We start from the raw sequence: 11,204 nt of genomic DNA on the forward strand, positions 1-11,204 counted from the left end.
GGGCCAGCAGGCGGTCCATGAGGACGTGGAGGTGCCGGCGGAACGATTCGACGGCGGCGGGGTCGTCGGCCTTCCGCATGCCCTTCGGACGGTCGAGGACGCCGGAGCCGAGGAAGCCGTGCACGCACCACACCAGGGTGCCGAGCAGGTAGTAGGTGTCGACGTCCGGCGGCACCAGGACCCGGATCTTGCTCGCGACCAGCTCGAAGAGGGGCCGGGCGTAGCGGTCCTCCAGCTCGGAGAGGTCGGCGGCGTCGGCGACCCAGCGGTGTGCCCACAGCGCCCGGTTCTGCGGGTTGGCGACGTGGAAGTCGAGGTAGGCGTCCACGATCTCGTGCATGGCCGCCCGGCCGGTGCCGGCCTCGGCCACGGCCGCCTCCAGCGCCGTCCGCTCCGCCTCGAACGCCTGCCGCATGACCTCGATGTAGAGCGTCCGCTTGTCCCCGACGACCTTCATGATCGTCGAGGTGGGCACCCCGAGGGCGTCGGCGATGAGCTGCAGCGGCGTGCCGTCGTAACCGAGCTCTCCGAACAATCGAGCAGCGCCGTCGATGACGCGCTGACGTGGGATTACATTGGGCATTCCGCCACATTAGGCGCTGTTCGGACAAGCGGGAGAAGTCGGACGTCAAGCGCGCGTCAAATCTCCGGAAAGCCTTACAAAGCCGACGTTTGCCAGCGGGGGTGAGCTCTCAGGACTCCCCTTGGCGGGATGGCCGTCCCGCTGCGGCCCGCGTCCTCGTGGGCGACATGCTGCACGTGGTCGGCGTCCGCGCACCGACGTGGCCCGAGGCCGCCGTGGTCTGCGTGCGGCGGCGGAACAGCCATTCCGCCTTGGGCTCGATCAGGCAGCGGGTCGCCCTGACGACCGGCGGCGTGCACAGCAGGGTGGCCACCGCCGCCGCCGCGATGGCACTGATCAGAACCCCGGGGACGGTCTGCACGAACTCGGTCCGGTGGAGACCGAAGTAGACGACGGTCATGATGCCGAGGCCGTGCAGCAGATACGCGTACATGGTCTTGGTGCCGAACGGGGTGAACCACGTCCGCCGGCTGGGGACCAGCGACAGCACGGCGGCGGCGAGGACCGTGGCGAGGCACAGCACGCCCAGATGGATGAACACCCCGGGGAACGCCCCCACGCCGAGCCAGCGGTAGCCCCGGTCCCAGTAGGTCCAGTACTCGGGGACGTAGCGTCCGCCGGTGTAGTAGAACGTGACGCCCGCTGCCAGGACGAGGACGCCGGCAGCGGACATCCCCGGCTTCTTCAGGAACTTGATGTGCTCGCGCTTCAAGCACACGCCCAGGACGAAGAACGGGAGCAGCGCGAAAAGGCGCCGAAGCGTGAGCTCATGCGGCATCTCGTGGGTGTAGGAGATGAGGGTGAGCGCCACGGCGATCGCCAGCGGCCAGCGGACGTTCCGCCAGAACGGAACCGTAAGCCGCCAAATGATCACCGACATCAGGAACCACATGAGGTACGTCGGCAGCAGGATCTGCAGGTTGAACGCGGCCGCCCCGGTGGCCCACGCGTAGGTCGCGTAGAACACCTCGAATATCAGGTAGGGCAGCGCGAGCCCGGTCACCAGCCCCCGCACCTTGGAGTCGTTGAACACGAAGTTCTGCGCCAGATGCCCCGTGATGATGATGAGCAGCGGCATCCGGAAGGTCTGGAGCAGCAGCACCGCCGGATGCGTCGCACTATTCGGGGGGAACAAGGTGACGGTGTGCCCCACGACGACCAGCACCACGGCAAGGAAGCGGGCGTTGTCGAAGAAGGGATCCCGATCCTTCCGACTCTCCGCGACCTCGGCTGATTTGACAACTCTGACGTCGTACCCCATGAAACTCCGGGTCTCGATCCGCCTACCGGGGATGTTCTCGCATTGGCTCCGCTACGCTACCGGCTGGCCACGACCACCCCACGCCACCACGAGCCACCGGGCATCCTGGGTCGTCTCGGCCACCGCATCGCGGAGAGCCCGTTCCGGTCCTACCGCGCGTGTACGCCTCAGCCGTCCCACATGTCGCACCAGTGTGCCAGTGAGGCTACGCGATCCCGGCCCCACCCCGGGCTCCAACGCAGTCGCCTTGCGCTGCCCCGTCCGGGCGAGACCTGACCATGCGCGACGCCCCTCCTGGCTACGACGGGACGCTCTCGGCACAACTCCGGTTGTTACCGGTGCGACATAGAGGGGTTACTAAGCGCAGGAGAGCGTGGAGCCGGTCGGCGACTCATTCGGCTAGCGGCAAGGCGGTCGCCAGCCATCTCATCGAGTGGCGGTCGCCTCGGAGCCGTCGTTTCGGAGAATTCCACGGCGATCAACCTGTCACCGTCCGTTGCCGTCCGTCAGGCCGCCGTGCTTAGGTCGCAGTGCGGCTCGCCCGTGTGCCCCCCGCCGAGGAGATCGGGAGGCAATGTGAAGCGCAAGCGCGAAGACGACGAGTCCGGCCGACGCGCAAAGGCGAGAATCGACGACGCCAAGGGATATGTCAGCACGCTGACGCCCGAACTGTCCGGGGCACTCGCGGAACTCGAAAAGCACGGAGCGGCGCAGGACGACGGGAAGAAGAAGACCGCCGGGCGCGGGAAGACGGCCCGAGCGGACGTCGTGAGCAGCGCCCCGGCAAGGCCGGCGCTGACCCGGATGCCGTCGCTCTTGATCGCCAGGGAGCACAAGCTCCCCGCCATGGCCGTCGTGAAGCTCCGTCCGACCGTCGAACTGGACGGCGACCGCATCACCGACGTGGTCATCAGCGCCGGTCACCGGACCCCGTCGCCCTTCGGCGCGCGAATGGGAGACCACACCGTCGCGTGGGTGGTGATCGTCGACTCGCTTCGCGCGCTGCTCTACAACCTCACGTTGGAAGAGGCGGTGGCCGCACTCCGGAAGCACCACAAGGAGACGAGCGCTTGGATGGCGGACAAGGAGTCCACCACCAAGAAACTTCTCCTTCTGCTGCGGCATCCCCAGCCCGAGCGCAGTGCCGAGGAGCGGATGGACCGTGTGCTGCGCCTGGAGGACGCGGCCCACCGGACCGAGCTGCATCTGACCGAGGCCGAGAGCCTCCTCGCGAAAAACGCCACAACGTCCAACGAGCGGGTGCGCGAGGAGCTCGAACTGGCGATCGGCCAGCATCTCGCCTTCGTCAACTACCTGCCGTTCGCCACAGTCCGCTCCGCCCGGGGCCGCGGCTCGACGGGTTCCACGGAGGGGCACTACCGCAAAATCGTGATGCGGGTCGAGGCACCCGACGTCCCGGCCTCGGTGGACGAGGTGGCCGAGGTGGCCGAGACCGATACGGGCGCGGAGGACGAGGTGGCCGAGCTCCTCGACTCCGACACAACAGAAGCCCCGGCAACCGACCAGGCGGAGAAGGACGAAGAACCGGAGACGGTCGCGCCGGTCCTTACCCGGAAGCACGTGCGCGAGGCGCTGTGGAGGCTGTTCGCCTTCGACGCGGCTCTGCGTGCGGCGGAGGCCGGACTCGCGCTGAGGCCACCCGGGGTCGGGGAGCAGGTGACCACCCTGCACGCCGAGATCATCGGGCGGGCCAAGCAGGCTCAGGAGCAACTCATGCTGTACGCGCCCGGCGGGAGGAAGAAGTCCGCGACGCCGCCGGACCACGGTCTGCTGGAAAGCCTGCGTGCCAAAGCGACGGACGACGGGGAGGCTCTCCGGAAGCGCGCCGATGCCAGGGGCCTGTCCAGCGACGATCCGCTGGCGCTCGTGGCCGGGTTCACCGTCGACATCGCGAACGTGATCCTCAACAAGGGGTCGAGAAAGGCGGCTGACCGGGACCGTCTGATCGCGAAGCTGAACGCGCAGTTCGCCGCGGCGGAACTCGCGAGGGCCGGTGTGGTCGCGCAGGAGCGAACCGGCGTGGGGGACGCGGCGCTCGTCCTCGCCCACCTGGTGCACGACCATCAGAGCAGTGTGGCCGCTGCCTATCCGGCCGCCGTCCGCGAGTCGAACTTCCTGTCCCCCGAGCCGCCTTCCGAAACTCCGCTCACGCTCCCGTCCCTGGAATCGTCCGCGGAACCGAAGCGCGGTACCGAGTCGATGAAGGTCGATGCGGAACCCGCGCAGGAGGCCGAGACCGATCCGGTCGGGGCGGCGGTGGAACGGCTCAGGATCGAGATACGGCGCTCACCGAACATCGAGCTCACCACCGGGGCGAAGGAGGATCCGCTCGACAAGCTGGTGACCGCCTTCACCAGGGCGTACAAGAGCCTGGGCGAGGTTCCGGTCGCCGGTGAGCCGAACGGCTGGGCGGCGAACCGCAAGGCCCGGCACCTCGTGGTGGCCCACGACCCCAAGCTGCTCAAGGAGGGAAAGCCGACCCTCACGGTGCAGGGGCGAGCGGCGGCGCCGCGCGGTGTCGCGGGCATGGGCTCGCACACGACCGCCTGGATCGTCGAAGTCGCCGCCGCCGACGCGCTGGCCTCCGTCCCCGACGCGGTGCTGGAGAACTTCGCCAGAGCGGTGAGGGACGACCTCGGGTCCGGCGTGATGGCTCTCGACGTGTACCTTCCGGTCGCTCAGCTCGTCGGCGGGCAACTGGAGCAGCTCTTCGACGCGGCGGCCCGTGTCCTCCGTGCGACGTCCGTGGCGACGGCGGCCACCGCCTACCTGCAGTTCCGGAACTTGCTGCCCTTCGCCACGGTCGACGCGGGCAGTCGAGGCGGTCACGGCGAGGGGCTCGACGTGCCGATGGAGAAGCTCTTCGACCACGGATCGCTCCAGGAGGCCGCGGAGCTCCAGGCCGACGCACTGACCGGTCCCGACACGCGCAAGGAGGCCGTCCAGGCTCTGGAGGGCGCGGCCGACAACCTCGTCAAGCTGTCCAAGGCCACCTGGATGAGCGACACCTGCGTCGAGTCCGCCGTGCCGGTCTGCGCCACCAGGCTGCGGCGCTTCGCCGCCGACCTCACGGCGGGCGCCCCCGAGGACGTCAGCCGAGTCATCCTGGCCACACGCTGGCTCGCCCACAAGGAGACGTACGAGCTCGCCAGGACCTCCCGGATGATGGGCAAGCCCAAGCCCCAGTAGGGGACGCTGATCGGCGGCGCAGCCCTTCTGCGCACGGGCCGCGCCGCCGGTCACGCTGAAACGGCCGTCACCGTCCGGCTCCGGGGAGCAGGGGACGCAGGTGGGTGTAGGACCAGGCTGCGAGGGTGGTGGGGGTCGTGGTCAGCAGGTCGCGGGGTTGTTCGGGAACGAGGTCGCGGGTGCCGGCGGTCATGCCGACGATGCCGTCCACCGCGGTCGGGGCAAGGCCCGCCGAGGTCAGCGCGGCGCGGACATCGTCGTCGCTGACGACCTGCAGCCGGACCGGCCGGCCGAGGGTCCCGGTGAGGATCTCCGCGACGTCCTGGTAGGTGAGGTCTTCGGGGCCGTGGACGGCCTGCACGTTGCGGCCCTTCCAGTCCTCGTTCAGCAGGCGCGCGGCGACGATGTCGCCGATGTCGCGCGGATCGACCCACGACATGGGCGCGTCCGGACGGGCCGACGTGGTCAGGACGCCCTGGGCCAGCCCGTCCAGGTCCATCAGCAGGTTGGTGAAGAAGTAGCCGCAGCGCAGGTGCAGCGTGTCGGCCCCGGTCGCGTCCAGTAGCTCCTCGATGCGGGCGAGCCCGTCGATGTGGCCCACTCCCCCGCGCTTCTCGGCGCCGACGCTGCTCAGCAGCACGACCCGCTGGACGTCGCCTGCCCGGGCGGCGTCGATCACGCCGGACGCCGTCCTCTCGGAGGTCTCGATCGGGTCCTCGGCGGTGTGCGGGGTCGGGTCGACCCAGAAGACCGTCCGCACACCGGCCACCGCCTCGCGGACGAACGCGGCGTCGGTCAGGTCGCCGCGCCGGACGTCGACGAGCTCGCGGGTCGCCGCGTCCAGCCGCGCCGGGTCGCGGACCAGCACCCGCGGCCGGACGCCGGCCTGCAGCAGCAACCGGACGACGCGCGACCCGACGTTTCCGGTCGGGGTGGTGACGGCGATGGTCATCTCAAATCCCTCCTGACGTCTGTGTCGTTGCCCGGAACGCTACGAACGAACGCGGCCAGATCCTGGCCGCGTTGCACTGTGACGCACGTCGCAGCGGGACGTCTTCGCTGGTCAGCGGGGAGTTGGCGAACCATGAGGGCTGATCTACGAAAATCTGTAGTGATCGCGGTAGCTTTTCGAGCCGGACCCGAGTAGTGTTCCTGTCATCGAAGAAAGAAGAGTCTGTGAGTCGGTGCAGAGGACGAACTGCCCGAGCAGATGTATGAAGCGGACCGGGCGTGTCGGCGCCAACGCAGTGGAAGGGGCGTCGGCAGCCGGTCCGTCGACCGGAGGCCAACGGGCCTTCGGAGGCAAGGGAACGGAAGTAGCAGTATCAGTAGGGAAGTCGAGGAAAGGAGAGATCGGCGCCATCGGGATCGCCCGCCGCAGGCTCCAGTCACGCCGCGCGGGTACCGCAGTGAAAGGTTCTGCGGTCACGCATCCGCGATCCCAGTTGTCCCCGCCCGCCCGGGCGGAAGACGAGAAGGACCGGCCGAACGGCCGGAAAGATGGTGTTGTCCCTCTGGGCCCCGGCGCCGCGGTAAGGCGTCGGGGCCCCTGTCGTCGGCTTCCGTGGCGGTACGGAAGGTTTTGTGAGCGAAACTCAGTCGATTCACACCGACGACCAGCATCGACCCGAGCCGCAGGACGGCACCGACGACCCGCTTGAAGACAAGTTCGAGGACGAGGACTACCCCGCCTACAGCATGGGCCGCGCCGCGGAGATGCTGGGCGTCACCCCGGCGTTCCTGCGCAGCCTGGACACGGCGCGGCTGATCGTCCCGCAGCGCTCGTCCGGCGGCCACCGCCGCTACTCGCGCTACCAGCTCCGCCTGGCCCAGCGCGCCCGCGACCTCGTCGACCAGGGCACCGCCCTGGACGCGGCCTGCCGCATCATCATCCTCGAAGACCAGCTGGCCGAGGCCCAACGCATCAACGCCCAACTCCGCAGGACCCGTCCCACCGACCCCCCACCGGAGTAACCCGGCAAGAAGCGTCGGGGCCTCGCGCTACGGGTCGCGGCAACCGGACACCCGCGCCAGCGAGCAACGGCGGCGAACTCGGCGACGCTGACGCGGGCGCGTCGCCACCACGGCCACGAACGCATGCCCCACGCGCTTCGATGGGCTCTGGACGCCGGTGCCGCGGTGGTCAGGTCGCTGGGGTTAGGCCGGAGAGGTCGTGGGGGGCGGTCGAGTTTCGGTCGGTGGGGCGGTTGCCCAGGGATAGTTGGGGCCATTGGCCCGCCAGTTCTTGGCGGCTTCGTTCGCTCCAGGCTCGGGCGTCGGCGCTGCGTGTCTTGTAGAAGTTCAGCGCGTAGCCGCCGGTGTGGACGCGGAGGAGGGTGAAGCCGCCCGGGTATTCCTTGACCGCGCCGATCTCCTGCTGGACGAGCCGGGGTGCGAGGGGGAATACCGAGCGCTGGTTTCTGTGGGTGTGGCCGGCGTGGTGGAGGAAGACGCCGGGGGTCCGGTTGTAGGCCGCGAGGATTCTCAGGGATTGGCCCGCGTCGATGGAGCGGGTTCCCGTAACTGCTAGGGGGTCGTTCTCCACGAAGAGCGGGTGGTGGCCGAAGACCAGGGTGGGGCGGTCAGGGTCTTGCCTGAGTTCGGTTTCCAGCCAGGCTTCCTGAGCTGGGGAGAGGCCGCCTGCGTCGCCGCCGTTGCCGGGCTTGTCGTAGGTGTCCAGGCCGATGACGCGCAGGCCGTTGAGGTCGTGGGCGAAGTACGTTTCGCCGGAGGACGAGCCGGAGGACGAGAACGCGTCCCGGTAGCAGTCGTTCCCCTGGTGCTCGCCAGGGGTGCAGGACGCGTAGCGCTCGCCTGAGTGGGCCCGGTCGTGGTTTCCGCGGGCCACCAGGTAATCGCTGCCCAGGGTGCCGAATGTGTCGAGGATGGCTTTCGCGCTTGCGAGGTCGGCGGGGGCCGCCTCGCTGGTTATGTCACCGGCCGCCAGGAGGTAGTGCGCGCCCCGGGCTTTGGCGTCGGTTACCAGGGCCTGTGCCATTAGTTCGGGGTAGGGCGGGTGGCCGGGGAGTTGCTCGATGCCCTTTATCCAGGGGAGTTGGCCGACCAGGCCCGCGACCGTTTCGCCGAGGTGGAGGTCGTTGCACAGGGCGATCGAGAAAAGGTGGCGGCCCGGGGGTGGCTGCGGGGTTGTGAAGGCGAACACGTCTCCGTGCGGGGTGCCTGCCGACTGGCCGAAGGCGAGGAATGTGGGGGTGGCGGCCTGGCCCCTGGAGAGGGCCTTGTAGTAATACGTCCGGCCCGGTTCGAGGTCGGTGAGTTCCACGTAGTGGTACGGGGTCCCCGAAGGGCCGTGGGCCGAGCGCGTCAGGCGGGACGGGTGCGTCCCGTAGACGACCTCGGCGTCCGAGGGGGCGGGTGTCATGCGGCCGAGGCCGTCGTCCGTCCCGGGGACGCCGGTGTACCAGGTGAGGACGGCCGACGTCTCGGTGACGGTGACCAGCTCCAGGTTCACCGGCCGGACGGCGTCGGCCGCGCGGGCGGACGTCCCGTCCAGGACGGGCACGAGGGACGCGCCCGCGACGACGGCGCTCCAGCGGATGAGGTCGCGGCGGCTGGGCCGGCAGCACATCATGGCCGCAACGGTGGCACCGGCGCGGGCCGGCGGCCAGACCCAACCGGTGAACCAGGCCCAACCGGTGAAGATCAGCCCACGACGGCCTTGAGGCGCTCCTCGCGCAGGCGGCCCGCCCAAGAGTCGTCCAGCGGCGCCAGCTCGGTGCCGGTGGCCCAGCGGAGCAGCAGGTCGGCGAGGCCGGGGTTGCGGACCAGCGCCGGGCCGTGCATGTAGGTGCCGAGGACACGCCCGCTGTAGGCGCCCTCGAAGCCGTCGCCGTTGCCGATGCCGTGCACGACCTTCGCGAACGGCAGCGCGTTCGGCCCGAGCCGCGTGACGCCCTGGTGGTTCTCGAAGCCGGTGATGCGCGGGACGTTCAGCTCCGCCGCGACATCGCCGACGATCTCCCCCACGGCGCGCTGCTCGCCGCGGCCGGAGCGGATGTCGAGGAGGCCGAGGCCGGGCAGCGGCTGGCCCTCCTCCCCGCCGAACTCGCGGCCGAGGATCTGGTAGCCGGCGCACACGCCGAACACGACGGCGCCCGACTCCACGGCCCGCGCCAGGCCGCCGTCGTTGCCGAGACGCTGCGCGGCGAGGATCTGCGGACGGTCCTCGCCGCCGCCGAGCAGGTAGATGTCGCCGTCGGCGGGGACGGGCTCGTCCGAGCGCAGGTGCACGGTCTCGGTCGGGATGCCGCGCAGCGCGGCGCGGCGCTCCAGGACGATCGTGTTGCCCTGGTCGCCGTAGGTGCTGAGCAGGTCCGGGTAGATCCAGACGATCTTGATCCGGTCAGGGGCGTTGCGGCTAGACGACACGGCCGTACCTCGTTCGGATGTGCTGGAAGGCGGTGTAGTTGGCGATCACGTCCAGGTGCCCGGGGGGAACGGCCATGACCGCCTGGTCGATGTCGTCCACGAGGGTGAACGGCACCTCGGCGGCCTCCAGGCGCGCGGCCAGGTCGATGCGGCGCTCGCCGGTCACCCACACGGGGCGGCCCTGCAGGATGCGGTAGTCGACGTCCCACAGCCAGGACGTGTCCCGGCCGTCCGGGCCCTGCGCGTTGATCGACAGGGCGACGGGGCCGGGCTTGGGCTGCAGGACGTCGAACGCCTCCAGCCAGCCGGCGGGGTTCTTCGACAGCAGCAGCCGGATCCGCCGTCCCTCGTGCTCGACCGTCGTGTACCGGCCGGCGACGGACGTGACCTGCGACAGCAGCGGGAGGGCCTGCTCGGGCGGGACGCCGAAGTGCGCGACGACGGCGAGCGCGATCAGCGCGTTCGAGCGGTTCGCGCGGCCGGGCAGCGACAGGCCCGTGAGCGGGAACGTCCGGCCGTCCGGCGCGGTGACCGTTTCGCCCTTCAGCGTCCACTCGGGGCGGGGACGGGCGAAGTGGCACTGCCGGCAGCGCCAGTCGCTGTCCTCGTCGGTGTCCTGGCGGTCGAGCGGGCCGCCGCACTCGGGGCAGCACCAGGAGTCCTCGCGCCAGTGCTGGCCCGCCGCGACCCACGTGACGCTCTTCGCGGTGGACGCGCCCCACGTGACGAGCGGGTCGTCGCAGTTGGCGATGACGTGGCTCTGCGGGGACGCCTCCAGCGCGCGGCGCCACTTGCCCGCCAGCAGCCAGATCTCGGCGGCACGGTCCATCTGGTCGCGGCTGAGGTTCATCAGCGCGACGAGGTTGGCGCCCGTCTCGGCGAGGACCATCGGGACGTATTTCTCGTCACATTCGAGGACGCCGTACCGGGCCGTCGGTGCCGCGGCGAGGGCGGACACGTGCCCGGTGGGCATGTTCGCGCCGAACGCGTTGGTGGCGACCTCCCCCAGCGGCGTCATCGCGGACGTGATCAGCCGGGTGGTCGTCGTCTTGCCGTTGGTGGCGCTGACGAGGACGAGCTTGCGGTCCTTGGCGAGTCTGGTCAGCAGCTCGGGATCGAGGCGGAGGCCGACCTTCCCGCCGATCACCGAACCGTCCCCGCGGCCCGCCATACGGGACATCTTGGCGGCCGTACGACCGAGCGCGACGGCCAGCTGCGAACGCAGCGGAAGATCGCTCATGGACTCCGTCTTCTCTGTAATGCGCCGGGAAACCGCTCCGAGCCTAGCCGCTCGGCGCTTCGCCCACGGCGCAACCGGAAGGCCGCGCCCGCGCGGTTCCGAGTGTTGCGCGCACGGGACCGCCTGTTGTGATAAGCATCACAGATGCCCAGGTAAACCGGCGCAACGAATCTTGACCAGTACCGACATGTCGTGATTCGGTGCGACCTCCGACTGCGGTGTGCCAGATTGCCATCCACGCGTCTAGATACGGCGTCACCCACTACTTTTGTCGGGAGCCCTGCTGGTTTGCGGGGGAGTGCGGCCCGCCCGGTCCGGCGGACGCGAGCGCAGGCGTGGACAAAGCGGCTATTAGGCGAGGTCTGAGCGATGCAGTGTCCGACGTGCGGCAACGACACGCCCGGGACCCTCGGGAAGTGCTCGCACTGTGAGGCACCGATCGACGTGTACTCGGTCGGCCCGGTCGGCCCGGTCGGCCCGGTCGCCCCGGTCGCCCCGCTGGCGGCCCCCGTGGCGGACCC

The 11,204-nt window shown here is 69.9% G+C and carries 8 protein-coding genes; 2 read left to right on the forward strand and 6 right to left on the reverse strand.

What is annotated here, in order from left to right; genetic code table 11:
• Together E1200_RS25195 and E1200_RS25200 are read right to left on the reverse strand one after the other, a co-directional pair.
• Positions 1-583: TetR/AcrR family transcriptional regulator (locus tag E1200_RS25195; RefSeq protein ID WP_131954558.1), on the reverse strand; the 583-nt coding region annotated here is incomplete at its 3' end.
• 109 nt (positions 584-692) lie between these two features.
• Positions 693-1,844, reverse strand: coding sequence for an acyltransferase family protein (locus E1200_RS25200; RefSeq protein ID WP_131954559.1), 1,152 nt, complete (start codon positions 1,842-1,844; stop codon positions 693-695).
• A gap of 576 nt (positions 1,845-2,420) precedes the next feature.
• On the opposite strand from E1200_RS25200, the gene E1200_RS25205 reads away from it, so the two are divergent.
• Positions 2,421-5,054 carry a hypothetical protein gene (locus E1200_RS25205; RefSeq protein WP_131954560.1) on the forward strand — a complete coding sequence of 878 codons (2,634 nt, stop codon included), beginning with the start codon at positions 2,421-2,423 and terminating at the stop codon, positions 5,052-5,054.
• A 67-nt stretch (positions 5,055-5,121) separates the two neighbouring features.
• Here the strand turns inward: E1200_RS25205 and E1200_RS25210 are convergent, their stop codons facing one another.
• The gene (locus E1200_RS25210) at positions 5,122-6,006 is read right to left on the reverse strand and encodes an NAD(P)H-binding protein (RefSeq protein ID WP_131954561.1); all 885 of its coding nucleotides are present in this window, start codon (positions 6,004-6,006) and stop codon (positions 5,122-5,124) included.
• 746 nt (positions 6,007-6,752) lie between these two features.
• On the opposite strand from E1200_RS25210, the gene E1200_RS25215 reads away from it, so the two are divergent.
• Entirely contained in the window at positions 6,753-7,028 is a 276-nt protein-coding gene (locus E1200_RS25215; RefSeq protein ID WP_131954565.1) for a MerR family transcriptional regulator, read from the forward strand.
• A gap of 169 nt (positions 7,029-7,197) precedes the next feature.
• Here the strand turns inward: E1200_RS25215 and E1200_RS25220 are convergent, their stop codons facing one another.
• From E1200_RS25220 to E1200_RS25230, 3 genes are all read right to left on the reverse strand, one after another.
• A complete protein-coding gene (locus E1200_RS25220) occupies positions 7,198-8,646 on the reverse strand; it encodes a metallophosphoesterase family protein (protein WP_131954562.1) in 1,449 nt (482 codons plus the stop codon).
• 71 nt (positions 8,647-8,717) lie between these two features.
• Positions 8,718-9,443, reverse strand: coding sequence for a glutamine amidotransferase (locus tag E1200_RS25225; protein ID WP_131954563.1), 726 nt, complete (start codon positions 9,441-9,443; stop codon positions 8,718-8,720).
• Positions 9,433-10,683 carry a MurT ligase domain-containing protein gene (locus E1200_RS25230; protein WP_131954564.1) on the reverse strand — a complete coding sequence of 417 codons (1,251 nt, stop codon included), beginning with the start codon at positions 10,681-10,683 and terminating at the stop codon, positions 9,433-9,435. The genes E1200_RS25225 and E1200_RS25230 overlap by 11 nt, the downstream gene beginning before the upstream one ends.
• Positions 10,684-11,204: the final 521 nt, after the last annotated feature.

This window comes from Actinomadura sp. GC306 (assembly GCF_004348665.1).
Taxonomy (GTDB): domain Bacteria; phylum Actinomycetota; class Actinomycetes; order Streptosporangiales; family Streptosporangiaceae; genus Spirillospora.

Bases quoted from the DNA above. Each gene is read 5' to 3' on its own strand.
- E1200_RS25200 (WP_131954559.1), bottom strand. From the start codon at position 1,844: ATGGGGTACGACGTCAGAGTTGTCAAATCAGCCGAGGTCGCGGAGAGT.
- E1200_RS25210 (WP_131954561.1), bottom strand. From the start codon at position 6,006: ATGACCATCGCCGTCACCACCCCGACCGGAAACGTCGGGTCGCGCGTC.
- E1200_RS25215 (WP_131954565.1), top strand. From the start codon at position 6,753: ATGGGCCGCGCCGCGGAGATGCTGGGCGTCACCCCGGCGTTCCTGCGC.
- E1200_RS25220 (WP_131954562.1), bottom strand. From the start codon at position 8,646: ATGATGTGCTGCCGGCCCAGCCGCCGCGACCTCATCCGCTGGAGCGCC.
- E1200_RS25230 (WP_131954564.1), bottom strand. From the start codon at position 10,683: ATGAGCGATCTTCCGCTGCGTTCGCAGCTGGCCGTCGCGCTCGGTCGT.